Source organism: Mesorhizobium sp. SEMIA396, from assembly GCF_024518615.1.
GTDB lineage: Bacteria > Pseudomonadota > Alphaproteobacteria > Rhizobiales > Rhizobiaceae > Mesorhizobium.
Window position 1 is genome coordinate 148,026 of the sequence record NZ_JANIFC010000010.1, and the last position, 26,594, is coordinate 174,619.

The window sequence follows — 26,594 nt, forward strand, 5'->3', positions numbered from 1 at the left end:
GCAGTCCCTCAGCTGACCGGACAAGACGGAACGCGCCGCTCGATCGATTCTCCCGTCACTTCCTGCCCCTGGCAAGGACGACCACGGCATTCCTGGCGAGTCACGAACCGCAAATTTTCGAGCTCTCTGGGCCGTCCGCAGTGAGAAAACCGATCGCTCGACACGATTTCGAGTTCACGAAACCGTGTGAAAGCCTTCCCCAGGGGAAGCTCCATCGACGGCATTTTATTGAAGATCAAGTATCTGAAATCAATATCGATATTTTGATTATTGCCGACCGTTGTCGCTATATTTCAGCGTGTAATCTGTTGCCTCACGGCAACGGCTGCCGGGGCAATCCGGTCGGGCCGGTTTTAAATTAATGGAAAATGATCAATTGGTGTTACCATCCGTAACAAAAGAAAAAAGGTTTGGGCGGGATCGTGATTCGGGTCGGTAGACCATCGCAAGAGTCAGTACCGGAAAAAACACCTCGCGATGCCGCAGGGCGATCGCTTCTGACGCCGGTGTCGTCGATGCGCAGCTTCTGGGGCTTGATGCGGGCCTACTGGGTTTCCGACCGCTGGAAGGAAGCCTGGACGCTGACGCTGGTGATCGCGGTGCTCACCGCGCTGTCTAGCAAGGCCGGTGTCTGGTTCGCCGAAGCCTCCGGCGAACTGGTCAATTCGATCGCCTTCTTCCATGACGCCGCCAACACCACGCCGCTTCGCTCGCTGCTGGTCAATGCCGGCGTCCTCGTGCTGCTGGTCGTACTCAAGGACGCTGGCTTCACCGGCATCCGCAATCTTGTCTCGGCGACATTGCACCGCAAATGGCGCGGTTGGCTGGACAGCCGCTTCAATGAAGCGCTGCTGGATGGCAACCATACGCATTTCCATGCCCAGCATGCATCGACCGGCAGCGGCGCACCGGCCCCCGACAACATCGACCAGCGTGTCCAGGAATCCATCAAGGACATGACCGGGGGCGCCATCGGGCTCGCCATGGGCGTACTGGCCGTCGCCACCTCGCTCTTTTTCGTCGGCCAGAAGCTGCTCGAAAACTCCGTCGAGGTGAAGGGGCTGGAGTTCCTCGGCAGCTATGGCAGCGCCATCCTCGCCTTCCTGGCCGTCGCCACCTATGTGCCGCTGAACACATGGATCGCCGTCAAGCTCGGCGGCCTGCTCGAGCGCCTCAACGTCAGGATGCAGAAGGCCGAAGGCAGCTATCGCGGCGAGCTGACGACGTTCCTGCGCCGCTCCTTCCATGTCGCGGCGTCTCAGGGCGAAGGCGTGCAAAGGACCATGCATGGCCGGCTCTATGTCGATATCGACGGCACCTGGACGCGGCTGAACATCGTCAACACCGTCTATATGTCGTTCGAGCTGATCTATAATTTCATCGGCGCGCGCATTGTCGCCTATGGACCGGGCCTCGTGCCGTTCATCCACAACCGCCTCGATCTGAAGGGCTATATAACCGGCTCCGAGCTGGTCAATTCTCTGATCGGCCAGTGTTCGTGGTTCATCCACGTCATGCCCGCCATCGCCACGTTGCGCGCCAACAGCCAGCGTGTCACCGAACTGGCCAACGCGATCGAGAATGTCCAGCATCCGCAGGAATTCTACAGCCAGACCGGCCGCTCCGATTTCCACTACACCAGCCAGAACCCGGTTTTCGGCTTGACCATCCAGAAGCTCGAACTGGCGCATCAAGGCGAGGATGCGACGCCCTTCCTCAGCGCCGCCAATCTGCGCTTCCGGCGCGGCGAATGGACTTTCCTGAAGGGCGAGTCCGGCTGCGGCAAGACCTCGCTGATCAAGGCGATCAACGGCCTGTGGCCCTATGGCCGCGGCACCATCGTCTTCCCCGAAGGCGTGAAGAGTTTCTATGCCGCCCAGGAGGTCAAGCTGCAGCCCGTGTCGCTGAAGCAACTGGTCTGCCTGCCGGGCTCCGAGCACGACCATGGCGACGCGCAGGTGGCGTCGGCGCTGCACAAGGCCGGGCTCGGCGACTTCATCGAGCACATGGCCGACGAAAGCCGCGAAGGCAAAAGCTGGGACCAGGTGCTGTCGGGCGGCCAGAAGCAGAAGCTGGTGGTGGCTCGCATCGTGCTGCAGCAGCCGGGGCTGCTGTTCCTCGACGAGGCGACCGGCGCGCTCGACCCCGATGGCAAGGTCGCCTTCCACCAGGCCATCAAGGACAATTGCCCCGATGTCACCGTGATCAGCGTCATGCACGAGGCGGTTGCGCCGAGATCGATGACCGGCAGCGAATTCTATCACAGCATCGTCGCGATCGCCGACGGCGTCGCCACCAAGAAGCCGCTGGTTCCGACCCTGCCCGCCGAGCTCACCACCATTCTCGTGCAGCCAAGGCCGGTCCCAAGGCCGGTCGAAGACAAGTGGCTGCGCTTCTCGCGCCGGCTGAAGCAGAAATAACGGCTATTCCACCCCGGTCTGCCGAGGCGAACGGGGGTCGGCGATCACAGTCTCGCGATCTTGGCCGCTCGTCGGCATTTTCCCTCCTCACCGCGATTGACACGGCAAGGCGCGCTCCTATGTTGCGCCCGCTTGCAGATAGTAAAAACGCGAACCCGCAAGCGGAAAGGTCACCGCGCCATGCCTGGCGACAGTCACAGTCGAACGCAACAGCCGTCCGCCCTGACGTGACCTCACATGGTTCATGTCCTGCCGGACGGCAAGGAGTGAGCCATGAACGAAATTACCACAGTGGCAAGCGACGAAGCCGTCGCGATTGCCCGTATCCTAGCCAACGATCACGTCGCCGACATTGTCGAGGCCCTCAACAGGGAGCCTCGAGAGACCGCGACGGAACTGCTCTGTGAAGTGACGTTCGAACGTCTGGTCGAGATATTCGACCAGCCGGAACTCGACGGCGCGTCCGAACTCATGGAAGCGCTGCCGCGCGCCAAGGCGGGCAAGCTGCTCACTGCCATGTCGGTCGACCGGGCCGCCGACATCCTGCGCGAGCTGGAGGAGCCGGCCCGTTCCGAGCTGCTTGGCGGGCTTGCGCCGCCGCTGCGCGCAACCCTGCTCTCCATCCTCGGCTATCCCGAAGGCAGCGCCGCATCGATCATGACGACGGAGTTCGTCAGCGTGCCCTCGGACTGGACCGTCGGGCAGACGCTCGACTACATCCGCAAGGTCGAGCGGACACGCGAAACCGTCTACGCGATCTATATCGTCGATCCGCAGACGCACCTGCTCGTGCGCTCGACGGGCCTGCGCCGGCTGATCACCGGTGAGCCTGACGATCCGATCATGACGGTGGCGCCGGATCACCTTCCGGTGACGGTCGGCCCGCTGACCGATCGCGAAACCCTGGCGCAGACGATCTCCAAATACGATCTGCTCGCCCTTCCGGTCGTCGACCATGGCAAGATCCTCGGCATCGTCACCATCGACGACATCATCGACACGATGGTCGCGGAGACGACCGAGGACGCGCACCGTTTCGGCGGCATGGAGGCGCTGGACGAGCCGTACATGAAGATGAGCTTCCTCGCCATGATCAAGAAACGCGGCGGCTGGCTGTGCGCGCTGTTCATCTCGGAGATGCTGACGGCCAACGCAATGCAGAGCTATGAGGGCGAGTTGGAGAAGGCGATCGTGCTGACGCTGTTCATCCCGCTGATCATGAGCTCCGGCGGCAATTCCGGCTCGCAGGCGACCTCGCTGGTCATCCGCGCGCTGGCGTTGCGCGAGATCGGTCTTGGCGACTGGTGGCGGGTGGCGCTGCGCGAGCTGCCCACCGGCTTGGTGCTGGGCGCCATGCTCGGCGTGGTCGGCGTCTGCCGCATCGCGCTGTGGCAGTATATGGGCTTCTACGATTATGGCCCGCACTGGCCGCTGATCGCTACCACGGTGGGGGCTGCACTGGTCGGCATCGTCACCTTCGGTTCGCTGTCGGGGTCGATGCTGCCGTTCGCCTTGAAACGTATCGGCTTCGACCCGGCCAGCGCATCGGCGCCGTTCGTCGCCACGCTGGTCGATGTCACCGGGCTGGTGATCTACTTTTCGGTGGCGCTGGTGATCCTGCGCGGCACGCTTCTGTAGCGACTATCTCCGCCGTGGCATGACCTTGCCGCGGCGGAGTTCCTCAACCCGGATTTGCCGTCAATCGACGCGCTCGCCGTCCTTCACGCGATAGGTCGGCTTGTACATGGTGACCAGTTCTTCCGCCGCTGTCGGATGCACGGCCATCGTACGGTCGAAATCGTCCTTGGTCAGGCCGGCCTTCAGCGGGATGCCGAGCAGCTGCGCCATCTCGCCGGCATCCGGCCCCAATATGTGGGCGCCAAGCACTTTTTTCGACGCGCCATCGACCACCAGCTTTATCAGCATCTTCTCGTCGCGCCCGGACAGGGTGTGCCGCATCGGCCGGAATGTCGCGCGGTAGATCTCGATGTCGGGGAAGCGCTTGACGGCGTCGTCCTCCGACAATCCGACAGTGCCGATCTCCGGCTGTGAAAAGACAGCGGTCGCGATCGTCTCGTGATCGGGCGCGGTCGGATTTCCCTTGAAGGCGGTTTCGATGAAGCACATCGCCTCATGGATCGCCACCGGCGTCAGCTGCACGCGGTTGGTGACGTCGCCGATCGCCCAGACGTTGTCGATGTTGGTGCGGGAATATTGGTCGACGGCGATGGCGCCAGTCTTGGTCATCTCCAGTCCGATGCCTTCCAGGCCCATATTCTCGGTGTTGGGAATGCGGCCGATGGCCAGCATCACCTGGTCAACGGTCAGCACCTCGCCGCCGCTGACGAGCGCGTCGAGCCGGCCGTCCGGCCGCTTGCGGATCCATTCGGACACGGAATGGCAGAGGATCCTTATCCCCTTCTTTTCCATCGTCTCGTGCAGCATGCGCCGTAGGTCCATGTCGAACCGGCTCAGGATCTCCTTGCCGCGATAGACCAGCGTGGTGTCGACGCCGAGACCGTGAAAAATGTTGGCGAACTCGACGGCGATGTAGCCGCCGCCCTCGATCATGATCGCCTTGGGCAGTTTCTTGAGGTCGAAAGCCTCGTTGGAAAAGATACAATGTTCATGGCCGGGCAGCGCCGGATGCGCCGCCGGGCGGCCGCCGGTAGCAATCAGGATCTGGTCTGCTGTGACGGTGCGATCCTCGCCCAGAAGATGCACGACATGCGGATCGACGATCATGGCGCGCGAATGGAAGGTCTCGCCGCCGGCGCCCTCGACGTTCCTGACGTAGATGGCCTCCAGCCGGCTGATCTCGCGATCCTTGTTGGCGACCAGCGTCTGCCAGTCGAAGCTGGCTTCCGGCACCGTCCAGCCATAGCCGGCGGCGTCGGCAAAATGCTCGGGAAATTGCGAGGCATAGACATAGAGCTTTTTCGGCACGCAGCCGCGGATGACGCAGGTGCCGCCATAGCGGTATTCCTCGGCGATGCCGACACGCTTGCCGAGTGCCGCGGCGACACGCGCCGCCCTCACCCCGCCCGAACCGCCGCCGATGACGAAAAGATCGTAGTCGTAACCAGCCATGACGCGGCTCCCAGGCTTCAGAAATGTGTCAGACAGGTAGGCCGCAAACCGTCAAAAGAAAAGCCCGGACAGGCCGGGCTTTCGCGGGAGGCCGCAAGGCCATTGAAAATGCGGGGTCAGTTGTTGTCCGCAGGGGCCGCGCCATCGGCGGGCGCTGCGCCATCGGCCGGAGCGGCGGCTCCGGCGGCGGGCGCGGCAGGTGCAGCCTGCGCCTTTGCCTTGGCGGCTGCGGCCAGCGTTTCGCCGACCTGCTGGGCGAGATCGCGGCCGAGGCCGTTCTGCCAGATGTCGGCTGCCTTGACCAGTTCGCGGGTCACCGTCGGGCCGCTATCGAGCAGCTTCTTGCCCGAATCGGAATTGTAGAAGGCGGCGATGTCGGTCAGTTCCTTTTCGGAGAACACTTTTGCGTAGGCGAGTGCGGCTTCCTTCTCGAGATCGGCGCGGCGCGAGGCCAGCGCCAGCGCCTTCTCGCTGATCGTCTTGCCGATCAGTTCCTGCATGTCCGGGTTCTTCTGGATCAGCTGCGATTCGAGCGCTGCGGCTGCCTGCGGCAGGATGTTGTCGAACGGGTCGGTCGCGTGGATCGCAGCGACCGCCGCGCGGGCGGCCTTCAGGTGCGATTCCGTGACATCCTGCGAAAACGCCGGCGAAGAAAAGGCGAAAACGGCCGAGGCCGCCAGAAGGACGGAAAGGCTGCGAACCCGGTTATGCAACGTCATGATCGGTAGAACTCCCTGGTTTTCGGGCGGCATGGACGGTTTGGATGCCGTCGCCGCCGGCGATGATGGCCGCTGAAGCCAGCCCGATGAAAAGACCATGCTCGACAACGCCCGGAATGGCGTGGAGAGCATTCGAAAGCGCTCTTGTATCCGGAATGCGGCCAAAAGATGCATCGAGGATAAAATGGCCGCCGTCTGTAACAAAAGCCTGGCCGCCCGTCATCCTCAATGTGACCGGCCCGGAAAGACCGAGCTTTTCAGCCGCCGCGGCAACCGCGATTTCAGTGGCGCGCAGGCCGAATGGATTGACCTCGATCGGCAGCGGAAAACGGCCGAGCGTCTCGACCATCTTGGAGCGGTCGGCGATGACGATCATGCGCTGGGACGCCGCGGCGACGATCTTCTCGCGCAGCAGCGCGCCGCCGCCGCCCTTGACCAGGGTCAGTTCCGGGTCGACTTCGTCGGCGCCGTCGACGGTGAGGTCGAGCTCTGGCGTTTCCTCCAGCGTCGACAGCGGTACGCCAAGTTCGCGGCACAGCAACGCGGTGCGCTCCGAAGTCGGCACGCCGATGACGGTCATGCCGGTGGCGACCTTTTCGGCAAGCAGCCGCACGAACTCTTCGGCCGTGGTGCCGGTGCCGATGCCGAGCCGCATGCCTTCGCTCACATGGGCGAGTGCTGCCCGCGCGGCTTCGACCTTCAACTGCCTTGCATCCATGTCGGTTATTGCCCCGGAAATTCGCTGCCGGGCTCGTAGCATTTTTGCCGGTCCGGTCAAAGCCCCAGGCGGCGGGTCCCCAGGTGATCCTGCGTAGGAATTATTTCCTTGACCGGTGAGGGCAGCTATGCTACATTTTTGGTTATGGTGCTGATTTGCGCCAACGACCCGCCGCTGTGGCGGGTTTTTCATTTCTGGAAGCTCGCCGCGAAATGTCCGGTCCGATGGGGCCTGCTTGCCCGGCGCGCTCGCCCAGGACAATCGCTTCAGGTTTTGGAATTCGCCCCGTCACCCTTTTCCTGACGCTGGCGCCGCCCCTCACCTGCCTGCCGGCATCCTCTCCCCGTATAGTGAGGGGCGCTCTCATCGGTGGTTTCGCCAATCACCAGCGTTGCAAGAAGGGCGCCGTCATTGCGGCCAGCCACTTCTCCCCGTCACTATACGGGGAGAAGTGCCCGGCAGGGCGATGAGGGGCAGCGCCGGCTTCCACAATTGGTGGTCCCGCCACACGTTGAAACTGTCACCGGTCTGAAGCGATTGCCAAGCCGGCTTGCCCCCAGTCAGCTTGCCTTGACGCGCCGCAGCCGCTATCGCCTGCCCATTGCACACCTGCCCAGGACAGACCATGACCCGACCAATCATCGTGTTCGACCTCGACGGTACGCTGATCGACACAGCGCCGGACCTGCTCGACAGCCTGAACCACAGCCTTGCCGCCAGCGAGATCGCCGCGGTCGACGAAGCCGGCTTCAGGCGTTTTGTCGGTCACGGCGGCCGGGTGATGATCGAGCGGGCGCACGCCGCCCATCAGCGATCGCTTGCCGTCGAGGAGCACGACCGGCTGCTGAAACTTTTCCTCGACCACTACACGCTCAACATCCCCGGCAAGTCGCGCCCCTACCCCGGTGTCGTCGAGGCGATCGCGCGCTTCGAGGAGGCCGGCTATGTCCTCGCCATCTGCACCAACAAATACGAAGCCAACTCGCTGGCGCTGATCGAGGCACTCGGCCTGACCAAACATTTCGCGGCCATCGCCGGCCAGGACACGTTCGCCTTCCGCAAGCCCGACCCGCGCCATCTGATCGAGACCATCAAGCTGGCCGGCGGCGACCCGCACCGCGCGCTGATGGTCGGCGATTCGCAAACCGACATCGACACGGCAAAAGCCGCCGGCATTCCCGTGGTGGCGGTCGATTTCGGCTACACCGACCGCCATGTCCGCGAATTCGAACCCTCGGCTGTCATTTCGCATTTCGACGCGCTGACGCTCGATCTGGCGCAGAAGCTGATTGCCGCTGCGGGAAACTGACGGAATGTAGCCGGCGTTGGTCGGAGACAGGGCGCAAAGCACAGCAAAACCGATCCCTGTCAGAACGCCGGACAGCGCCTTGACTTACCGCACCCGCCTCCCTTATATCGCGGCTCGCTTGGCCTTTGGGCAACGAGCGGGCGATTAGCTCAGCGGGAGAGCACACCCTTCACACGGGTGGGGTCGCAGGTTCAATCCCTGCATCGCCCACCAAAATCCTTACGGCAGCCGGCGATGTCTGGTTGTGGAGATGCACCAGCCGCGATCAGCGCTTCATCGAGTGCAGGATGGCCTGCATGTGCTCTTCCAGGTCGAGTTCACCCCGAGCCTCGGCGGTCAACAGGTAATCGGCCTTGGCCCGGCGGTCGCCTCGGCTGATCGCCGGATAGGAGCAGATGGCCAGCAAGGCTTCCTGTTCAATCCGGTCTGCCGTCCTGCGTTCGTGGCTGCTGCTGCCCGCTCGATGAACAACCCTGTGAAGCCCGGCATAGCTGGCTTCATGGGCTCCGATCAGCGACCGCAATTCGGGTGAGGCCCCTTCCGCTTCGGCAAATTTCGGTTCAATGGCCGAGGCCACGGCGGTGAACGCAAGAAGTGTACGGCGGGTGACTTCGGGCATGCCTCGTATCCCTGCTCTCTGATCATGCAGGCACACCATAGCACCGGCGCAACGGTTCGAAGAGATGCTCCGGGACGCGACCGCACTGTCTGCTGACAAAATGTATTCGCTTCATAGCCCGCCCTCCCAGCGGCAAGTGTGGCCTTAAGTCGCAATGATTGGCTTGCTAAAGCAGGGTTTCGGGCTTCATTGACACCGCGACCAACACCATATGGTGATCCACAGCCCTCCAAAACGAGAGAAGCTCGCTTTGACACGGTCGCATTGCGGTCGTCAGCCGGCAATGGCTATGAACCAGGAACCTGAAAAACCATGCCAGAAAATATCAGACCGATTTCGAAAGACGTCCCCCTCATTCAGCTAGGCGTCTATCAGTGCCGCTTCCCGGTGAGCGAAGACCGGTCAGTGCCCGGCGGTTATCGTTTCTGTGCTGGGCCAACTTCGGCGGATCGCGTCTATTGCGATCACCACCACAGCATCGTGACTGCCGTCGACCCTCGCCGAACCCGTTCAGGTCTCCACCCCGCTCAACGACGCGCCGCGTAAGTCAAGCGGGCGGCGGCCCCTCATTCGGGCAGCTGCAAACCGGTGGACTGAATCGGCACGCATTCCGGCTGCGGAACAAACCGGCACGCCAGCGAGTTTCTGTCCGACGAAACTTGAGGGAAAGCCATGTCCAGATTGCTTCTGGCGACCAGCGTCGCCGTTCTTCTCGCCGGCGGGGCAGCCTTGGCCGCGGACGACAAGCCGCTGCCGCCGCCCAATGCCAAGAAGCTGTCGGAGATCATCGCCAAGGTCGAGCAGCGCGACGGCTTTCGCTATGTGGACGAGGTCGACTGGGACAGCGGCGCCTACACCGTCACCTATTACACGGCGGACAAGGCGAAGGTTGAAATCACCTACGATCCTGTGACGGCGGAGCCGAAATAGGGGAACGTTCCGACGCGAATCCACTGGCCTTTCTTGGCTGTGTCATCGGCCTTTCCGCTAGCGCCGCCCCTCACCTGCCTGCCGGCATCCTCTCCCCGTATAGTGACGGGGAGAGGGACGCTGGCATCGATGGTTTCGCCAATCACCATCCTTTGCAAGGCAAGGATGGCGCCGGCGTTGCGGCCAGCCCCCTTCTCCCCGTCACTATACGGGGAGTCGAGGCGTGGTCCGCGCAGCGGACGAAAAGCCAACTGCTTGGCTTTTCGAACAACGAACGCCCGGCAGGGCGATGAGGGGCGGCGCCGATCTCGGTGATTGATGGTTTCCGCCACAAGTCGGACTTGGCCGAAGCGATTGCCCTTGCCAACCGTCGCCTCCCCTTGCGTCTGTCCCGCTTTGATGGCTGACTGTCGCGCCAGAGCAGTTCACCGTTTCATGGAACGGTGAACTACTCTAACTCTTTGTTTTGACGCAATTCCGGACGGAAAACCGTTCACACTTTTCCTGGAATTGCTCCAGGCGCCGCATTGGGGGATGGGGATGGCGACGGCGAAGCACGTAATGAAGCGCATATTGATGATGTTGGCCGGCTACTTCGTATCGGTGCTGGTCGGCCTGATCGCCATCGCGGTGATCTATGGCGTGCTCAGTTCCTTGCCCAACGCGCCCAGCTATTTCGACGTCATGGGCGTTTCGCCGATCGCGGTGCTGCTGGTGCCGCCGCTCGGCATGTTCGTCTATTTCCTGACCATCGTGGTGACCGCGCTGCAGACGCTGATCTTCGCGCTGATCGCCGAGTTCTTCTCGCTGCGCAATGTCCTGCTGCATATGGTTTTCGGCGCCGGCGCCGCGGTCGGCGGCTTCGCCTTGATCTGGCCGAGCGCGCCGGAGGATATGGACCCGGAGCGTTGGGTCGACATCGGCATCATCGCCGCTGCCGGCCTTGTCGCCGGGTTGCTCTATTGGCTGATCGCCGGGCGCGACGCCGGCTTCCGGCGGCCACTGTTCGAGCGCTACTAGCTTGCAGACTCACAATCGCGGAGCCACGCCGATCGGCTCATGCGGAGCCTTGAAACAGATTCCGCCGCAATATGAAGGCAGTAGAAACGACCTCAAAATCGGTCGCTTCTTGCTGCGCCCGAGAGCAGGCATGGCTCGTCATCGTCATGGCGCTGCTGTTCCGAGCGCAGCGGCCAGTACGTCGGCGAGGCCGCGTCCGGCGCTGCCGTCCTCATCAAGGCGCGGATTGTAGATGGTGATCTCGAGGCCGACTGCCTTGCCGCTCGCCAAGGCAAGCCGGAGCGCGGCCGTTAACTCGTCCCACGACAACCCGCCTGGCACGCGAAAATCGACAGCCGGCATGATGACATCGTCGAGACAGTCGGCGTCGAGATGGATGAAGAAGCCGTCCAATTCCGCTCTCGTCAGGTGATCGACCGCTTCGCGTGCGGCGGCCTCGATGCCCGTCGCGCGCACAGCGGGAAGGTCAAGCACCTTGAGCTCCTCGGGGAGCGGCTGGCTTCCGTACTCCTCCTGATCCTTGTGATCGCGATACGCGAAGGCGACAGCGTCTTCAGGGCGGACCAGAGGACCGCGACCTTCGATGTCGGTCAGAAGCGAGGGACCGTAGCCGGTGACGAAGGCGAGGTCCATCGAGGCACCCTCACCATTGGGTTCCGCCTCTGGCTGGAAGAAATCGGCGTTGCCGTCAATGAAGAGCAAGCCGTAGCGGCCGCGCCGTCGAAACGCGAGCGCCGAGCCCAGCACGATCGTGCAATCGCCGCCCAGCACCACTGGAAACCCGCCTGCGTCAAGCACCGCTTCCACGGCGTCGGCGAGCTTGGGCGACCACTGCGCAATTGCCCTGGCGTTCAGGGTGCCTGTCTCGGAATCGGGCGTCGGGTCCTTCGCAGGCACAGCCAGCCGCCCGGCGCGGCGCGCCTGGATGCGCTCCGCAAGGCCAAGGTCCAGGAGCCGGCCAGGCAAGCGCTCCACACCGTCGGTCGCCAGGCCCAGCGTGGAGGGGGCTTCGAGAATCGCATAATGGCTCGACATAGGCGCCTCCGCTTCGAGCGCTCAACATCGTTCGTCCCTACCGAAACAGGATCACAGTTGCGTTTTGAGCTTGTTCGATAACGGTAGCCGCCGCTCCTCGTTCCCTCTCAGCCGCCTTTCCGCTTTCGGTCATGCCGTATTTATGAGTTAACGGCCTAGCGAAAGCCCTGGATCAACTCGAAGGCGAGCGAACCGCCTCCGTGGCGTCCAGAGCCTGCTTCAGGCGCGAGTCGCGGTCGTAGACGTCGCCGAAATATTCGACCTTGCCGGACAGATCAGGCCAGGCGGTGAAATAGGCGACATAGACCGGGATGGTGCGTGTCACATTCTCGGTCGAGTGGCCGTGCTTCAGCTTCTCGGCGATATAGTCCACGGAGGTGCCAAGCACCGCCGCCGCCATGCCGCGCGGGTCCTGCAGCCGCACGCAGCCATGGCTGAGCGCGCGCATATCACGCTGGAAGAATGATTTCTGCGGCGTGTCGTGCATGTAGATCGCGTGCTTGTTGGGGAACAGGATCTTCAACTCGCCCAGCGCGTTGGCCTCGCTCGGCTGCTGGCGCACGCTGTAGGGGATGTTCGCGCCATAGGCGCCCCAGTTGACCGCCGACGAAGGAATGCGCTTGCCGCGCGAATCCGTCACCTCATAGCCGGACCGGTCGAGATAGCCCGGATCGTTGCGCAATCTCGGCAGCATCTCGTTGACGATGATCGATTGCGGCACGCCCCAATAGGGATGGAAATCGACCTGCTTGATCTGGTCGTAGAAGAAGGAGGTCTGGTTGGTGGTCCGGCCAACGACGACACGCGTCTTGAGCTTTTCCTCGCCATTGTCGATGTAGCTCGCGGTGAAGGCCGGCTGGTTGATGAAGACGCGCGGGCTGCCGAGATCGGAGGGCAGCCAGCGCAGTTCCTCGAGCGCCACTTCCACCTTCAGCAGCTTGTCGGCCTTGGATGTTCCGGCCAGCGTCGCGACGGTGCGCGGGCCGATGACGCCGTCGCCCTTCATGCCTGCCTTTTGCTGCACGGCCTTGATGACCGGGACCAGTTCCGGATCATAGACTTCGCTGGTGGCCAGCCTGGACAGGATCTCGCCATAGGCGCCGCCCATCTCGTCATCGAGATTGCGCGCGATCAAGGTCAGGAGCTTCGGCAGTTCGGGGCTGGTTCCGCCCGGCTTCAGCAACAGTTTGGGGTCGACGACGATTTCGTTTTCCGCACTGGCCTGCAGAGATTCGAGTTCGACGCGCAGCGCCTGGTATTCCGCATTCTGCGGATGCCGCGATTCGAGATAGGTGCGCACTTGCTGGGTATGCGCCAGCGTCCTCAGCACGCCTTGCAAGTCGAGCGGCTTGGCCGGGAAATCATAGTAGCCGGTCATGCGGTTGGGATCGACGCGGCCGTTCTGGGCGTCGTGGGCATAGCGCAGCACACGCGCGGAAAGCGCCATCTCGAAACGGACGAGCTCTTTCAGTTGCGCATTGGCGTCAGTCGTCGATGCGCCGGCAGCGGGCACTTCGACCGTATAGTCGGCGGGCGTGAGGCCATAGCTTGAAGCCTCGCCAAGCACCCGAACCGCATCCTGCGCGCGGCTGTTGAGGCTGGTTCCGCTTATCCAGATGAAATCCGGATTGGCCGAGTAATACGCGATCAGCGCCTTGGCGATGTCGGGCTCGGCTAAGAGTTCGTAGTCAGCCAAGCTGGCAACCGCTTCACGAAACGCAGCGCCCGTTGCCGACGGCACGAAAGCCGCATCCTGTGGCGCCGCCGGCTCTGGCGTCGGGGCCAGCGCCGAGAAGTCGACGCGAACCAGCCGGTCCGCCTTGTAGGTGTAATAGGATGGGCTGCTGATTCTCGCGCCGCCACCGCCACCGCTGGCCGGAGCCTTCGGCTTTGGCTTGTGCTTCGGTGGCGGGGGCGGAAACTCGCCTTTCGGCGCGTGCTTTACGCCGCCGCCGAAAAGCATGTCGAACAGCCCCTGCGCGCCTGCCTGGGGTACACCGAAAGCCAGCGTTGCCGCGATCGCCACCAGCGGCATCACGGTTGCTTTGTTTCCGAGGAATTTCATGAATCACCCGCTCCGGCCGCAACCGGTTCCCGTTCCGCACGCTAGATCGTCCCGCTCACCGCATGGCGGATGTAAGGCGCGACTATACTGATTCATACCGATTTCGTTAAGCTTTCATAAATTTTGGAAAGCCTGTTGCAGAACGGTTTCACAAGATCGTGACGGCTGGAGCGGAGGGTTGTTCCGCCCCAGCCGGAAATCTCTCGGGATCAGGCGTTGGCGCCGCCATCGATGGTCAGGGCAGCGCCGGTGACGAAGCGGCCTTCAGGGCCTGCAAGCCAGGCGACCATGCCGGCAATGTCATCGGCCTTGCCGAAACGCGGTGTTGCCATTTTCCGGCGCTGATGCTCGGCATGCGGGCCGTCGGCCGGGTTCATGTCGGTGTCGGTCGAACCGGGATGGACGACGTTGGCGGTGATGCCGCGCGGGCCGAGGTCGCGCGCCAGCGCCCTGGTCAGGCCGACCAGCGCCGCCTTGCTGGCCGAATAGGCCGTGAGGCTGCCGTCGGTCGCCCTCTCGGCAAGGTTGCTGCCGATCGAGATGATGCTGCCGCCCTCACCCATATGCACGGCCGCCGCCTTCGAGGCGATGAATGGAGCCCGGAGATTGACCTCCATGGTCTCGTCGAAATCTGCGAGCGACAGCGTGTCGATGGGGGCGGCCCGCCAGATGCCGGCGCTGTTGACCAGGATGTCGAGCCGGCCGAAGGCGGTCACTGCGTCATCGACGGCCTTGTCTATGGCCACCGCATCGCGGTTGTCGGCCTTGATCGCGATGGCGCGGCCGCCCTTGGCCTCGATTTCGGCGACAACCGAGCGGGCCTGCTCCTCGCCATGCACATAAGTTAGCGCGACACTGGCGCCGTCGGCCGCGAGCCGTCGCGCAATCGCCGCACCGATGCCGCGACTGCCGCCGGTGACGAGCGCGGCCTTGCCGCCCAGTTGGTTGGATGACATCGATTTCTCCTTTTGTAACGATCGATACATAAATACCTGTCAGCCTTGCCCGTCGGCGTCAACTTAATTATGTATCGATCAACACAGAAAAGAGCATCATGCCGGAACGAGGCCGCCCCCGCACTTTCGATCGAACCGCAGCCCTGCGCCGCGCGATGGAGGTGTTCTGGGCCCGTGGTTACGAAGGCGCGTCGATGAGCGAGCTGACCGCCGCCATGGGCATCAACTCGCCCAGCCTCTACGCTGCCTTCGGCAGCAAGGAGGCGCTGTTCCTGGAGGCGACGGATTTTTACTCGCACACCGAGGGTGCCGACATCTGGCTGGCGCTGGAGGAAGCTCCGACTGCGCGGCAGGCGATCGAACAATTCCTGAGCCTGACGGCGAGGGCCTATGCGCAGAGCGATCGTCCGCAGGGCTGCCTGATCACGCTGGGCGCACTGCATCAGGATTCGAGCCGCGGCGCCATCTGCGACGACCTGCGCCGTCGTCGCGCCGAAAACCACACCGCACTGCAGAAGCGTCTGGAGCGCGGCGTTGCCGAAGGCGAATTGCCGGCGGATTTCGATGCGAGCGCCGCCGCGACCTTCTTCGCCACGGTCCAGCACGGCATGTCGATCCAGGCGCGCGACGGCGCCTCGCATAATGCCCTGCTGGCGACGGTAGCCGGGGCCATGGCGGCCTGGAGGACGCTGGCCGGCGGCAGCGCGGCGTGACAAACGCCGGCTGGTGTGCTCGAAATCCGCCAGCAAGGCGGGAGGGATGAGAGCGTGAAAAAGGGTTATCGCGAGCTGCTGGACGAGGCGAACGCCGTGATCGAGGTGGTTTCGCCGGAGGAGGCGGCCGGGCTGATCGACGATGAAGACACCATCTTCGTCGATCTGCGCGATCCACGCGAAGTGGAACGCGACGGCAAGATTCCCGGCGCCAAGCATGTCACGCGCGGCATGCTGGAGTTCTGGATCGACCCCGAAAGCCCTTACCACAAGCCCTTCTTCGCCTCGGGCAAGAACTTCGTGTTCTTCTGCGCCGGCGGCTGGCGCTCGGCGCTGGCCACAAAGACGGCGCAGGACATGGGGCTTTCGCCGGTCAAGCACATCCTTGGCGGCTACACCGCCTGGAAGGCCGCCGGACTGCCGGTCGAACCCGGCGAGAAGAAGAAATAATCTCGACCGCCGCTCAGTGCAGCAGCAATGGCTCGCGATTCGCCACGAAGCCAACCGCGCGTTCGACCACGCCCTTGTCGGCGAGAATGCGGCGGTGGCCGAGCCCGTCGGCCCAGTAGAGCCGCACATGGCCGCCGGCGCCGGCATAGCGCCTTGCATGATCGGCCGAGACTTCGCGGTCGTCCTGCGCATGGATGACCAGGGTCGGCACCGGCGCCTGGGCGAGCTGACGGTCGCCGGTGAATTCGTGCAGGGGGCGGCCGGAAAGATGCTCGACCCGGTCCGCCATGGCGGCTTGCGAGCGCGGGCCGACATTGAGCATGCGGCTGAAGTCGGCAAAGATCGCCGGCAGGGAACTTGGCGCCGCGATCAGCACCAGGCGTCCGGCCGCCAGTGGCGGGATGTTCTTGACCGAACCGGCGATGGCGTTGGCGGCGACGGCGCCGCCGAAGGAATGGCCGACCGCTGCCACGAAGGGGCCGAACCACTCGCCGGCAACCCGCACCGCATCCACCGCATTGACCATGTTCAAGCGCCGGCCCTGCGACTGGCCGTGGCCGGGCAGGTCAAGCGAAACGACCCGGTGGCCGGCGGCGCGATAGCCTTCGATCAAGGCGCGCATATATTCGGTGCGCGAGCGCCAGCCATGGACGACGAGCACCGTGCCGGCGGCCGCCCTGCCCGGCTCCGGGCGGAACTCGTGCACCATGACGCAGCCGGTCGCGGTCTTCAGCCGGTGATGACGCGCCTCGGTCATGAACCCGGCCGCACGGTCGACAGCACGGCGCTCGCCATCGCTGAGCGCCTTGACATTCGGGGTGCGGCAGAACAATTCGAACGCCGCGCGTCCGCTAAGCCGCGGCGCGACACGCTCTGCCGCACCGAACACGCCCCGGATGACCTTCAGCCCGAATGATGCCATAGTGAAAATCCATCCATACGTTCAAGCATGAACATAATAGTTCAAAGATGAACAATAAACAAGAGCTGCCTTGGGATAACCCGCGTTTCCGCAACTGGGTCGCGGTGGCGCGCGCCTGCCATGTGCTGGAGCGCACGCTGGCGGTGAAGCTTGCGCCGCTCGATTTGAAACCGGCGCAGCTCGACGTGCTGATGAACCTCTATCGCCACCCCGGCATGTCGCAGCACGATCTTGCCCGCAAGCTGCTCGTCGGCCGTTCCAACATCACCATGCTTTTGCCGCAGCTGGAAGCGCGTGGCCTGCTGCGCCGCGAAGGCGACGAGAAGGACAAGCGCATCCTGCGGCTCGCGCTCACCGAGGCCGGCGAGGCGCTGTTGATGCAGGCGCTGAAAGTGCACATGGCGCTGATAGAGAAGGCGATGAGCCAGTCTACGCCGGAACAATGCGACATGATCGGCGAGCAGATGCGCAAGATCTATGATGTGCTGAAAGAGGCGTGAGGGCTTTTCAGCCCAAACCTACCACATCGTCTTCTTCGCCCGCTCCGGCCATTCCTTGTCGTAGGTTTCGCCGTCGATGTTCCTGCGGCTGGTGATCTCCAGGATCTGTCCGGGCGTCGGCAGCGACTTCGGGTCGACATGCCTTGCTGCGTTCCAGAGCTCGGAGCGGACGATGGCCCGGGCGCATTGGAAATAGACCGAATCGATGTCGATGACGGTCACCGATCGAGCCGCCTTGCCTTCCACCGTGAATGACGCGCACAGCGCTGTATCCGTTGTAACATGAGCGCGGCCATTGATGCGCAGCGTCGTGCCCGAACCAGGTACCAGGAACAGCAGCCCAACACGTGGGTCGCGGATAATGTTTTTAAGCGAATCGGCGCGGTTGTTGCCGCGACGGTCCGGCATCATCAGGGTTTTCGGATCGTGGATGCGCACGAAGCCGGCGAGATCGCCGCGCGGCGAACAGTCCAGTCCCTCCGGGCCACTGGTGGCCAGCGCGACGAACGGCGAGGCTTCGATGAAGGCGGCATATTCGGGAATGACGTGGTCGAGTTCCTTGACCAGCGAGGCCTCGCCTGGAACGCCATAAAGCGCCTCGAGCTGCTCGACCGTGGTGATGACGGACATGTTTTCGCCTCCAAACCTTTGCCGGCGCTACGCCATCTCGATGACGTTTTGACGACAGCGAGGGGAATCAATTTTAGCGGTCCCGGCTCAGGCCCTTTTCCGCAAGCTCCGCGAGATAGGCTTCCCAGCGCGCATCCTTCTCGTGGCCGAGCGTATGCAGGTAATTCCAGGTGAAGATGCCGGTGTCGTGGAAATCGTCGAAGGTGATGCGCACGGCGTAGTTGCCGACCGGCTCTATCTTGAGGATTGCCACATTGCGCTTGCCGGGGACCGTCACCCGCTGATCCGGCGAATGGCCCTGCACCTCGGCCGATGGCGAGGCGACGCGCAGCAGTTCCGCCGGTAATTCGAATGGATGGTGGTCGGGAAAGGTGACGGACAGAAGTTTGCGGTCCTTGGAGACCCTGAGCTCTTTCGGTGCGGTCATGCTGTTCGATCCCGTCTCATCCGCCCTTCCCTACGCCGCTTCGCCAAACGGGAAAAGGCCTGATGAGACCGACCGACATGCGATGTCGGCGCAGAGATGTTACCAAAGATCGAGAGGCGCTATCTTGAATGGCAGGCCGGATCGTATCACATAGCGGTATATAACGAAGCCGTTCACGGCCACAGGAAGCGCTTGAAGCATGGACATGATTGATCCTTTCGGCCGCACGATCAGCTATCTCCGCGTGTCGGTCACCGACCGCTGCGATTTCCGCTGCACCTATTGCATGGCCGAGGACATGGCCTTCCTGCCGAAGAAGGACCTGCTGTCGCTGGAAGAGCTCGACCGGCTGTGCACGGTTTTCATCGAAAAGGGCGTCAGGCGATTGCGCCTGACCGGCGGTGAGCCGCTGGTGCGCAAGAACATCATGCATCTGGTGCGCCAGCTCTCGCGGCATCTCGCCAGCGGCGCGCTGGAAGAGCTGACGCTGACCACCAACGGCTCGCAGCTGTCGCGCTTTGCCGCCGAACTCGCCGATTGCGGCGTCAAGCGCATCAACGTGTCGCTCGATACGCTCGATGCCGACAAGTTCCACAAGATCACCCGCTGGGGCCATCTCGACAAGGTCATGCAAGGCATCGATGCCGCGCAGGCCGCGGGGCTGAAGGTCAAGCTCAACGCGGTGGCATTGAAGGATTTCAACGACGCCGAGCTGCCCGAGATGATGCGCTGGGCGCATGGCCGCGGCATGGACTTGACGGTCATCGAAACCATGCCGATGGGCGAGATCGATGCCGACCGCACCGACCAGTATCTGCCGCTGTCGCTGCTGCGCGCGTCGCTGGAACGCCAGTTCACGCTGACCGACATTCCCTTCAAGACCGGCGGCCCGGCCCGCTATGTCCAGGTCGCCGAGACTGGCGGACGGCTCGGCTTCATCACGCCGATGACGCATAATTTCTGCGAAAGCTGCAACCGCGTCCGGCTGACCTGCACCGGCACCCTCTATATGTGCCTGGGCCAGGAAGATGCCGCCGACCTGCGCGCGCCCTTGCGCGCCTCCGAAGGCAACGAGCTGGTCGCCGATGCAATAGACGAAGCCATCGGCCGCAAGCCCAAGGGCCACGACTTCATCATCGACCGCCGCACCAGCCGCCCATCGGTGTCACGCCATATGAGCGTCACCGGCGGCTGATCTTTTCGTGAAATTCATGCAAGATTGCTTCGGATCATGACTCGAGGCGAGCATGCGGCTGCACTCTTCATTCCTGGCGATTGCGACAATGGCAGCAAGCAGTGCGGTCGCCGCGCCGTTCACTTATGTGAACGAGCGCTTCGGCACCGTCTGCACCTTTCCCGACGAGATCTTCACCGATCGCCAGCCGGAGCCCGATAATGGCGACGGACAGCAATGGCTGAGCGCCGATGGCGCCAGCCTGATCTGCTCCGGCATCCTCAACATAGACAACGATACGCCGAAGGGCTTTGTGGCGGCCGAGAAGGCCAGCGATGAAGCCGGCTACAAGGTGACCTATGGCAAGGCCGGCAGCGATTGGGCGGTGCTGTCGGGCGTTAAGGATGGAAAGATGTTTTACGAGCGACGTCTGTTTGGGAGAGACGGTATCATCCGCACGGTCTGGGTCGACTACCCTCCGGCCCTGAAGTCGAAATACGACCCGCTGGTCGGCGCCATTGCCGGCAGTCTCAAGGGGTCGTGAAAGTTTCGGACCACACCCCAGAAAAAGTCTTGTTCGCGAACCACAGCCGGATTTACGGCCAGTCTGTTCCAACCTACCCTTTCCCTGGAAGCGGATCTTCGCTCACAGGGGGAATACTCCATGCGCAAACTCGTTCTTTCTCTAGCCTTGCTTGGTCTCGCGGCCGTGCCCGCTGCGGCCCAGTCGATCGGCGGCACTTATACGGTCGCCGGCACCAACTTCGACGGCTCTGCCTATGGCGGCGAGGCAACCATCACGCTGACCAGCGGGACGACGTGCGCGATCCATTGGGAAACCGGCGGCTCATCTTCCGACGGCATCTGCATGCGCAACGATGATGCCTTCTCGGCCGGCTATGTCATGGGCAAGGATATCGGCCTCGTCGTCTACAAGATGACGGACGACGGCTCGCTGCATGGTCTGTGGACCATCGCCGGCAAGGAAGGCAATGGCACCGAGGTGCTGACGCCGAAGAAGTAAGTTCTGCCGCCATTGCAGGTGATCTTCTGAGCCACAAACAAGGCTGTGGCCCAGCCCTTTGCTGTTGCTGTTTCACGCCCGGCTGTTACAGGCTTGCTGCCTAAAGCGCGTCGCGTTTGAACGGATTCAGGCGACGCGCTTTAGGTCTTTGTTTCTTATGCGTGTCGTTTCCCCAAAACCGAGGTCACTTTTGGGCGACATGCATTAGCAGAACCGGTAGCCGTCTTGCCCCTGTCACCAAATATTCGCGGCGCGTTGTTCATGATGGTGGCGATGGCCGGCTTCTGCCTCAACGATGCCATCACCAAATACTCGTCACAATCGATGAACATGGCGCAGGTCATGTTGATCCGTGGGGCTTTCGCTTCGCTTTTCGTCGGCTTGCTCGCCTGGCAGCGCGGCGCGCTCGCCCGCCCGGGTTCGATGCTGCAGCCTCTGGTGGCCCTGCGCGTGATCAGCGAGGCCGGTGCCACGGTGAGTTTTCTCGTCGCCCTCGCCCATTTGCCGATCGCCAATGTTTCGGCGGTGCTGCAGGCGCTGCCACTGGCGGTGACGATGGGGGCCGCACTCGTCTTTGGCGAGGCTGTCGGCTGGCGGCGCTGGCTGGCCATCGCCATCGGATTTGCCGGCGTGCTGATTATCGTGCGGCCTGGCTTCGAAGGGTTCAGCATGTACTCGCTGGCAGCGCTGGCCAGTGTCGCCTGTTGTGCGGTGCGCGATCTCGCCACCAAGCGAATTCCCAAGGCCATTCCGACATTGCTGGTGTCGACGGCAACCGCGCTTGCCATGACCATCGTCGGTGCGGCGCTGTTGCCGGCAATGGGCGGCTGGACGCCGATGACGAGGGACAGCACAGCCCTGCTGGCCTTGGCCGCGGTGCTGGTGGTGATCGGCTACCAGTTCATCATCATGGCGATGCGGGCGGGCGACATCTCCTTCATCGCGCCGTTCCGCTATACGGCCCTGATCTGGTCGATCCTGCTTGGCCTGTTCATCTTTGCCGATATCCCCGATCCGCCGATGATCGTCGGCGCCACCATCATCATCGGCTCCGGCCTTTATGCGCTCTATCGCGAGCGTGTGGTCGGCCGGCGAAAGATCGTCGCCGAAAGCACGGGGCCGACCATGGTGCCTGACGGAATCTAGCCAGATCATTGAAGGTTCTTGTGATTTCCGACGGCTGGCGTACAGGCTTCGTGGCATGAAGCGAGACATTGCGGGGATCATCCTGGCCGGTGGCCAGTCGAGACGGATGGGCGGCGGCGACAAGAGCCTGTTGCCGCTTGGCGATGGCTGCCTGCTTGACCAGGTCGTGTCGCGCTTCACCCCGCAAATAGAATCGCTGGCGCTCAGCGCCAATGGCGCCTCTGCGCGATTCCTGCGCTTTGGACTGCCGGTGCTTGCCGACAGCGTGCCCGGCTTTGCCGGGCCGCTCGCCGGAATCCTGACCGGCCTCGAATGGGCCGCGGCCAATACGTCTTGCAAAGCGATCGTCAGTGCTGCCGGCGACACGCCTTTCCTGCCGTTGAACCTTGTCGAGCGCCTGGCAGCGGCCGCCGATCGAAGTCCCAGTTCGATTGCCGTAGCCTGCTCGGCCGGCAAGCGGCACCCGACCTTCGCGCTCTGGCCGCTCGGCTGCCGCGATGCCTTGCGGCACTTTCTGGTCGACGAGGATATCAGGCGGGTTTCGGCTTTCATCGACCGGCACGGTTTTGTCGAGGTGGAATTCCCGGTTCTGCAATCGGCGGGGATCGACCCTTTCTTCAACATCAACGAACCGGACGATCTTGTGTCTGCCGAGCGTCTGTTGCAGAGCATCAAGCCATGAACAGACGCGTCTTCGGCATCACCGGCTGGAAGAATTCCGGCAAGACGACTTTGACCGAAAGGCTGGTCACCGAACTTGTCCGGCGCGGCTGGAAGGTGTCGACGGTGAAACACGCCCATCATGATTTCGACATCGACAAACCGGGTGCCGACAGTTTTCGCCACCGGCAGGCCGGCGCCACCGAAGTCGCGATCGTCTCCGGCGTTCGCTGGGCACTGATGCACGAGTTGCGCGGCGAGGATGAGCCGACATTGGAGACTGTCCTGTCGCGGCTTGCCCCTTGCGACCTGGTGCTGGTCGAGGGCTACAAGCGCGAAGCCCACGACAAGATCGAAACCCGCCGGCTGGATGCGAAGGACCGCACGCCGCTTTCGGCGGAGGATCCCAACATCGTCGCTGTCGCAGCCGATTTTGCGATTGAAGGCGAGCAGCTGCCGGTATTCGATCTCGACGATGCAAAATCGATAGCCGACTTCATCGAGCGCACCACCGGGCTCGTTGCTTGAGCGCTGACGCAACGGCAGAATAGCCTTGCCCATTTTTACGGTTTTGCAGTTGCTTTTTTCTTGGAAAGAGTGGGAGTATCGCGCCAGCGGGCGGTCAAAAGCACCGCCCCACAGAGCCGTTCGGAACGACGGCCGGGACCATAAAGAGAGGACCATCATGCGTATTTCACTGCGTATCGCGCTTGCCGCATCGGCCGCGCTGCTGACGCTCGGCGTCGCCCAGGCCCAGGAAAAGACCCTAAGGATCGGCACCGAAGGCGCCTACCCGCCCTTCAACAACCTTACCGCCGATGGCCAACTCGTAGGCTTCGACATCGACATCGCCAAGGCGCTTTGTGATGAGATGAAGGTAAAGTGCACCTTCGTCGCGCAGGATTGGGACGGCATCATTCCCGCCCTTCAGGCCGGCAAGTTCGACGCCATCGTCGCCTCGATGTCGATCACGCCGGAGCGGATGGAAAAGGTCGATTTTTCGCACAAATACTACAACACGCCGTCGGCGCTCGCCGTGCCGAAGGACAGTACGCTGAAAGGCGTGACCAAGGAAGATCTCGCCGGCAAGACCATCGGCGTCGCCACCACCACGACGCATTTCAACTATGCCTCGAAGACCTACACTGACAGCACCGTGAAGGGCTATCCGAGCAGCCCCGAGGAGCAGGCAGATCTTGCCAATGGCCGTCTCGACGCCATCGAGGACGATATCGTCGTGCTGCAGCAGTTTCTGGATTCGCCTGATGGCGCCTGCTGCAAGATCCTCGGCCAGCCGTCGCCGCAGCCGGTCGAGATCTTCGGGCCTGGCGCCGGCATTGCCGTGCGCAAGGGCGAAACCGACCTGGTCAACAAGCTCAACTCGGCCATCGACGCCATTCGCGCCAATGGAAAATACAAGGAAATCAACGACAAGTACTTCAAGTTCGACGTCTATGGCGCCGAGTCCTGATAAAGGTCAAGACGGCGGGGAATTTCCCCGCCGTCTTTCTATTCGTCTCAGGAATGCCGTGGAGATAAGACCGGCCAATGCCAGCCCAGAGCATATGGACACTTCTCAGTTGGGGACCCGAAGGCTGGCTTGACGATATTGCCTATGGCGCACTGATCACCATTGCGCTTGCGCTTGCCACGCTGCCCATCGGATTGACGATCGGCTTTTTCATTGCCCTCGCCAAGCAGTCCGAAGAACCCTCGCTGCGCCTTGCCGCCAACATCTACACCACGGTCTTTCGCGGCCTGCCGGAGTTGGTGACGCTTTTCCTGTTCTTCTTCGGCATGCCGATCCTGCTGCAGCATCTCGTCAGGTATTTCCGGCCGGACACCACCATCGACGTCAACAGCTTCGTCGCCGGCATGATCGTGCTTGCGCTGATCTTCTCGTCCTATGCCAGCGAGGTTTTTCTTTCCGCCTTCCGCGCCATTCCCAAAGGCCAGTATGAAGGCGGCTATGCCATTGGTCTTTCGAACTGGCTGACCATGCGCAAGGTGATCGTGCCGCAGCTGCTGCGCATCGCGTTCCCCGGCCTGGAGAACTGCTGGCTCAGCCTGCTCAAGGACACATCGCTGGTGTCGGTCGTCGGCCTGGCCGAGACGCTGCGTAACGCTAGCATTGCCGCCCGCGTCACCAAGCATGCTTTCCTGTTCTTCGGTGTCGCCTCGCTGGTCTTTCTTGGCCTGGCCGTCCTGTCGTCCTTCGCCACCAGCGCTATTCTGCGCTCGCTTGGCCGGCAGGAGGCGCAGCGTTGAGCGCCACGGCCGCAATGGTCGAACGTCCGCCGCCACGGGCTCGCGGCTGGCCGCGCAGGCGTATCGCCGGTTACGCGCTGGTCTGCCTGTGGATTTTGTTCGGCATTGGCATCGTCAGCTATCTGGTTCTTGCCTGGAACCCTGAGTTCTTCGCCAAATATGCGCCCGCCTATTTGAGCGGGCTTGGGGTTACGCTCGCGCTGGTTTCCATATCGATGGTGCTCGGCGCGATTCTGTCGGTGCCCGTCGCTTATGGGCGCATGTCCAAGAACCGGATCCTGTCCGGCCTCGCCTATTGCTACGTCTATTTTTTCCGCGGCACGCCGCTGCTGGTCCAGACCTATCTCGTCTATTACGGATTGGGCTCGTTCAGGGTCGAGCTCCAGTCGATCGGCCTCTGGGACTTTTTCAAGGACGCGTTCAATTGCGGCGTCTTTGCGTTTGCGCTCAACACCGCCGCCTACCAGGCCGAAATCCTGCGCGGCGCCATCGAGAGCGTGCCAAGAGGGCAATGGGAAGGGGCGGCATCGCTTGGCCTGCACAAACTGCAAACCTTGCGCAAGATCATCCTGCCGCAAGCCTTGATCGTCGCCTTGCGGCCCTATGGCAACGAACTGATCCTGATGGTCAAGGCTTCCGCCATCGTCGCCATCATCACGGTCTATGATCTGATGGGCAATGCCAAGCTCGCCTTCGCCAACTCGTTCGACATCCAGGCCTATATCTGGGTCGCGCTCGTCTATCTGGTGATGGTCGAGATATTGCGTCATGGCGTCGAATGGATCGAGCGCCGGATCACCGTTCACCTGAAACGCTGACTATTTTCAAATTCAGCTGCACCAGTCGATCCTGCCCTGCGCATCTTGACGAATTGCGCGCAGAGCCTAGACGTCTCGCAGCAAATTCCGTTTCTGAAGGGCAAGCTCATGGCATCTGTTGCATTTCTCGGTCTTGGCGTGATGGGCTATCCGATGGCCGGGCACTTGAAGAACAAGGGCGGCCATGACGTCACCGTCTACAACCGCACCAAGGCCAAGGCCGAGCAATGGGTTGGCCAGCATGGCGGTAGCCTTGCGGCGACGCCAGCACAGGCCGCCGAAGGCAAGGATTTTGTCTTCTCCTGTGTCGGCAATGACGACGATTTGCGTTCGGTGACGACCGGTCCGGAAGGCGCCTTCAAATCGATGAAGAAGGGTTCGGTCTTCATCGACAACACCACGGCCTCGGCCGAGGTCGCTCGCGAGTTGGCGGCGGCGGCGCAAGTCGGTGGTTTTTCGTTTCTCGACGCGCCTGTCTCGGGCGGCCAGGCCGGCGCCGAGAACGGCGTGCTGACCGTCATGGTCGGCGGCGAGCAGGACGCTTTCGACAGAGCGAAGCCTGTCATCGACGCTTTTGCCCGCATGGTCGGCTTGATGGGGTCGGCCGGTGCCGGCCAGCTCACCAAGATGATCAACCAGATCACCATAGCCGGCCTCGTCCAGGGCCTGGCCGAAGGCATCCATTTCGGCAAGAAGGCCGGGCTCGACATCGAGAAGGTGATAGAGGTGATTTCCAAGGGTGCCGCCGGCTCCTGGCAGATGGAGAACCGCCACAAGACGATGAACGCCGGCAAATATGATTTCGGCTTCGCCGTCGACTGGATGCGCAAGGATCTCGGCATCTGCCTGGCCGAGGCCGACCGCAATGGCGCCAGACTGCCGGTCACCGCACTCGTCGACCAGTTCTACAAGGATGTGCAGGCGATGGGCGGCAAGCGCTGGGACACGTCCTCGCTGCTCGCCCGTCTCGAAAAATAGGTT

The 26,594-nt window shown here is 62.6% G+C and carries 29 protein-coding genes and 1 tRNA gene; 20 read left to right on the forward strand and 10 right to left on the reverse strand.

Features of this window, described 5'->3' with window-relative positions:
• The first annotated feature begins 515 nt into the window (after nucleotides 1-515).
• A complete protein-coding gene (locus NP503_RS23365; protein ID WP_164749012.1) occupies nucleotides 516-2,420 on the forward strand; it encodes an ABC transporter ATP-binding protein/permease in 1,905 nt (634 codons plus the stop codon).
• A gap of 273 nt (nucleotides 2,421-2,693) precedes the next feature.
• Complete coding sequence (gene mgtE / locus NP503_RS23370) at nucleotides 2,694-4,058, forward strand: magnesium transporter (RefSeq protein WP_127272641.1); 1,365 nt, start codon at nucleotides 2,694-2,696, stop codon at nucleotides 4,056-4,058.
• Between the two features lie 60 nt (nucleotides 4,059-4,118).
• On the opposite strand, the gene gor is transcribed toward mgtE, so the two are convergent.
• From gor to rpiA, 3 genes are all read right to left on the reverse strand, one after another.
• Complete coding sequence (gene gor / locus NP503_RS23375) at nucleotides 4,119-5,510, reverse strand: glutathione-disulfide reductase (RefSeq protein WP_127271266.1); 1,392 nt, start codon at nucleotides 5,508-5,510, stop codon at nucleotides 4,119-4,121.
• Nucleotides 5,511-5,626: 116 nt separating this feature from the next.
• A complete protein-coding gene (locus NP503_RS23380) occupies nucleotides 5,627-6,229 on the reverse strand; it encodes a DUF2059 domain-containing protein (RefSeq protein ID WP_127318742.1) in 603 nt (200 codons plus the stop codon).
• Complete coding sequence (gene rpiA, locus NP503_RS23385; protein ID WP_127271162.1) at nucleotides 6,216-6,947, reverse strand: ribose-5-phosphate isomerase RpiA; 732 nt, start codon at nucleotides 6,945-6,947, stop codon at nucleotides 6,216-6,218. Before rpiA ends, NP503_RS23380 begins: the two co-directional genes overlap by 14 nt.
• A gap of 625 nt (nucleotides 6,948-7,572) precedes the next feature.
• On the opposite strand from rpiA, the gene NP503_RS23390 reads away from it, so the two are divergent.
• Nucleotides 7,573-8,256 carry a phosphoglycolate phosphatase gene (locus NP503_RS23390; protein WP_127271163.1) on the forward strand — a complete coding sequence of 228 codons (684 nt, stop codon included), beginning with the start codon at nucleotides 7,573-7,575 and terminating at the stop codon, nucleotides 8,254-8,256.
• A gap of 138 nt (nucleotides 8,257-8,394) precedes the next feature.
• Nucleotides 8,395-8,469: transfer RNA gene (locus NP503_RS23395), tRNA-Val, on the forward strand.
• Between the two features lie 52 nt (nucleotides 8,470-8,521).
• On the opposite strand, the gene NP503_RS23400 is transcribed toward NP503_RS23395, so the two are convergent.
• Nucleotides 8,522-8,875, reverse strand: a complete 354-nt coding sequence (locus NP503_RS23400) for a hypothetical protein (RefSeq protein WP_127269439.1) — start codon at nucleotides 8,873-8,875, stop codon at nucleotides 8,522-8,524.
• 312 nt (nucleotides 8,876-9,187) lie between these two features.
• Here NP503_RS23400 and NP503_RS33420 point away from each other — a divergent pair, with 312 nt between their 5' ends.
• The 3 genes from NP503_RS33420 to NP503_RS23410 all read left to right on the forward strand — a co-directional run bounded on the left by NP503_RS33420 (nucleotide 9,188) and on the right by NP503_RS23410 (nucleotide 10,825).
• Complete coding sequence (locus NP503_RS33420) at nucleotides 9,188-9,421, forward strand: GcrA family cell cycle regulator (protein ID WP_127259316.1); 234 nt, start codon at nucleotides 9,188-9,190, stop codon at nucleotides 9,419-9,421.
• 126 nt (nucleotides 9,422-9,547) lie between these two features.
• The gene (locus NP503_RS23405; protein ID WP_127269438.1) at nucleotides 9,548-9,805 is read left to right on the forward strand and encodes a PepSY domain-containing protein; all 258 of its coding nucleotides are present in this window, start codon (nucleotides 9,548-9,550) and stop codon (nucleotides 9,803-9,805) included.
• Nucleotides 9,806-10,339: 534 nt separating this feature from the next.
• Nucleotides 10,340-10,825: a hypothetical protein gene (locus tag NP503_RS23410; protein ID WP_164749075.1), complete on the forward strand. Its 486-nt coding sequence runs from the start codon at nucleotides 10,340-10,342 to the stop codon at nucleotides 10,823-10,825.
• A gap of 144 nt (nucleotides 10,826-10,969) precedes the next feature.
• Here the strand turns inward: NP503_RS23410 and NP503_RS23415 are convergent, their stop codons facing one another.
• The 3 genes from NP503_RS23415 to NP503_RS23425 all read right to left on the reverse strand — a co-directional run bounded on the left by NP503_RS23415 (nucleotide 10,970) and on the right by NP503_RS23425 (nucleotide 14,881).
• Nucleotides 10,970-11,860, reverse strand: a complete 891-nt coding sequence (locus tag NP503_RS23415; protein ID WP_127269436.1) for an arginase family protein — start codon at nucleotides 11,858-11,860, stop codon at nucleotides 10,970-10,972.
• Nucleotides 11,861-12,032: 172 nt separating this feature from the next.
• The gene (locus NP503_RS23420; protein WP_127270863.1) at nucleotides 12,033-13,925 is read right to left on the reverse strand and encodes a murein L,D-transpeptidase; all 1,893 of its coding nucleotides are present in this window, start codon (nucleotides 13,923-13,925) and stop codon (nucleotides 12,033-12,035) included.
• A 209-nt stretch (nucleotides 13,926-14,134) separates the two neighbouring features.
• Nucleotides 14,135-14,881: a 3-oxoacyl-ACP reductase family protein gene (locus NP503_RS23425; protein WP_127270861.1), complete on the reverse strand. Its 747-nt coding sequence runs from the start codon at nucleotides 14,879-14,881 to the stop codon at nucleotides 14,135-14,137.
• Between the two features lie 98 nt (nucleotides 14,882-14,979).
• Here NP503_RS23425 and NP503_RS23430 point away from each other — a divergent pair, with 98 nt between their 5' ends.
• Both NP503_RS23430 and NP503_RS23435 read left to right on the forward strand, forming a co-directional pair.
• On the forward strand, nucleotides 14,980-15,594 hold the full coding sequence (locus NP503_RS23430) for a TetR/AcrR family transcriptional regulator (protein ID WP_127270858.1): 615 nt from the start codon (nucleotides 14,980-14,982) through the stop codon (nucleotides 15,592-15,594).
• 54 nt (nucleotides 15,595-15,648) lie between these two features.
• Complete coding sequence (locus NP503_RS23435; protein WP_127270856.1) at nucleotides 15,649-16,044, forward strand: rhodanese-like domain-containing protein; 396 nt, start codon at nucleotides 15,649-15,651, stop codon at nucleotides 16,042-16,044.
• A 13-nt stretch (nucleotides 16,045-16,057) separates the two neighbouring features.
• Here the strand turns inward: NP503_RS23435 and NP503_RS23440 are convergent, their stop codons facing one another.
• Nucleotides 16,058-16,966, reverse strand: coding sequence for an alpha/beta hydrolase (locus NP503_RS23440; RefSeq protein WP_127270854.1), 909 nt, complete (start codon nucleotides 16,964-16,966; stop codon nucleotides 16,058-16,060).
• 47 nt (nucleotides 16,967-17,013) lie between these two features.
• On the opposite strand from NP503_RS23440, the gene NP503_RS23445 reads away from it, so the two are divergent.
• Nucleotides 17,014-17,466, forward strand: coding sequence for a MarR family winged helix-turn-helix transcriptional regulator (locus NP503_RS23445; protein WP_023813960.1), 453 nt, complete (start codon nucleotides 17,014-17,016; stop codon nucleotides 17,464-17,466).
• 18 nt (nucleotides 17,467-17,484) lie between these two features.
• Here the strand turns inward: NP503_RS23445 and NP503_RS23450 are convergent, their stop codons facing one another.
• The gene (locus tag NP503_RS23450) at nucleotides 17,485-18,096 is read right to left on the reverse strand and encodes a pyridoxamine 5'-phosphate oxidase family protein (protein WP_127270852.1); all 612 of its coding nucleotides are present in this window, start codon (nucleotides 18,094-18,096) and stop codon (nucleotides 17,485-17,487) included.
• A gap of 73 nt (nucleotides 18,097-18,169) precedes the next feature.
• Nucleotides 18,170-18,523, reverse strand: a complete 354-nt coding sequence (locus tag NP503_RS23455) for a gamma-butyrobetaine hydroxylase-like domain-containing protein (RefSeq protein ID WP_013531698.1) — start codon at nucleotides 18,521-18,523, stop codon at nucleotides 18,170-18,172.
• A 199-nt stretch (nucleotides 18,524-18,722) separates the two neighbouring features.
• Between NP503_RS23455 and moaA the strand changes: the two genes are divergently transcribed.
• The 10 genes from moaA (at nucleotide 18,723) to NP503_RS23505 (ending at nucleotide 26,591) form a co-directional block, all read left to right on the forward strand.
• Nucleotides 18,723-19,718, forward strand: coding sequence for a GTP 3',8-cyclase MoaA (moaA, locus tag NP503_RS23460; protein WP_127270849.1), 996 nt, complete (start codon nucleotides 18,723-18,725; stop codon nucleotides 19,716-19,718).
• A gap of 88 nt (nucleotides 19,719-19,806) precedes the next feature.
• The gene (locus NP503_RS23465) at nucleotides 19,807-20,241 is read left to right on the forward strand and encodes a hypothetical protein (RefSeq protein WP_236383069.1); all 435 of its coding nucleotides are present in this window, start codon (nucleotides 19,807-19,809) and stop codon (nucleotides 20,239-20,241) included.
• 120 nt (nucleotides 20,242-20,361) lie between these two features.
• Nucleotides 20,362-20,721 (forward strand): hypothetical protein, encoded by a 360-nt coding sequence (locus tag NP503_RS23470; RefSeq protein WP_127269771.1) that lies wholly within the window; start codon nucleotides 20,362-20,364, stop codon nucleotides 20,719-20,721.
• A gap of 225 nt (nucleotides 20,722-20,946) precedes the next feature.
• Entirely contained in the window at nucleotides 20,947-21,867 is a 921-nt protein-coding gene (locus NP503_RS23475) for a DMT family transporter (RefSeq protein ID WP_127269772.1), read from the forward strand.
• A gap of 55 nt (nucleotides 21,868-21,922) precedes the next feature.
• Nucleotides 21,923-22,549, forward strand: a complete 627-nt coding sequence (gene mobA, locus NP503_RS23480) for a molybdenum cofactor guanylyltransferase MobA (protein ID WP_127269774.1) — start codon at nucleotides 21,923-21,925, stop codon at nucleotides 22,547-22,549.
• On the forward strand, nucleotides 22,546-23,055 hold the full coding sequence (gene mobB, locus NP503_RS23485; protein ID WP_127269775.1) for a molybdopterin-guanine dinucleotide biosynthesis protein B: 510 nt from the start codon (nucleotides 22,546-22,548) through the stop codon (nucleotides 23,053-23,055). Before mobA ends, mobB begins: the two co-directional genes overlap by 4 nt.
• Nucleotides 23,056-23,212: 157 nt before the next feature.
• The gene (locus tag NP503_RS23490; RefSeq protein WP_027036615.1) at nucleotides 23,213-23,998 is read left to right on the forward strand and encodes an ABC transporter substrate-binding protein; all 786 of its coding nucleotides are present in this window, start codon (nucleotides 23,213-23,215) and stop codon (nucleotides 23,996-23,998) included.
• Nucleotides 23,999-24,075: 77 nt separating this feature from the next.
• Nucleotides 24,076-24,795: an ABC transporter permease gene (locus tag NP503_RS23495; RefSeq protein ID WP_127270845.1), complete on the forward strand. Its 720-nt coding sequence runs from the start codon at nucleotides 24,076-24,078 to the stop codon at nucleotides 24,793-24,795.
• Nucleotides 24,792-25,613: an ABC transporter permease gene (locus tag NP503_RS23500; protein WP_127270843.1), complete on the forward strand. Its 822-nt coding sequence runs from the start codon at nucleotides 24,792-24,794 to the stop codon at nucleotides 25,611-25,613. Before NP503_RS23495 ends, NP503_RS23500 begins: the two co-directional genes overlap by 4 nt.
• Before the next feature lie 108 nt (nucleotides 25,614-25,721).
• Nucleotides 25,722-26,591 carry an NAD(P)-dependent oxidoreductase gene (locus tag NP503_RS23505; RefSeq protein ID WP_127270841.1) on the forward strand — a complete coding sequence of 290 codons (870 nt, stop codon included), beginning with the start codon at nucleotides 25,722-25,724 and terminating at the stop codon, nucleotides 26,589-26,591.
• The last annotated feature ends 3 nt before the right edge of the window (nucleotides 26,592-26,594 follow it).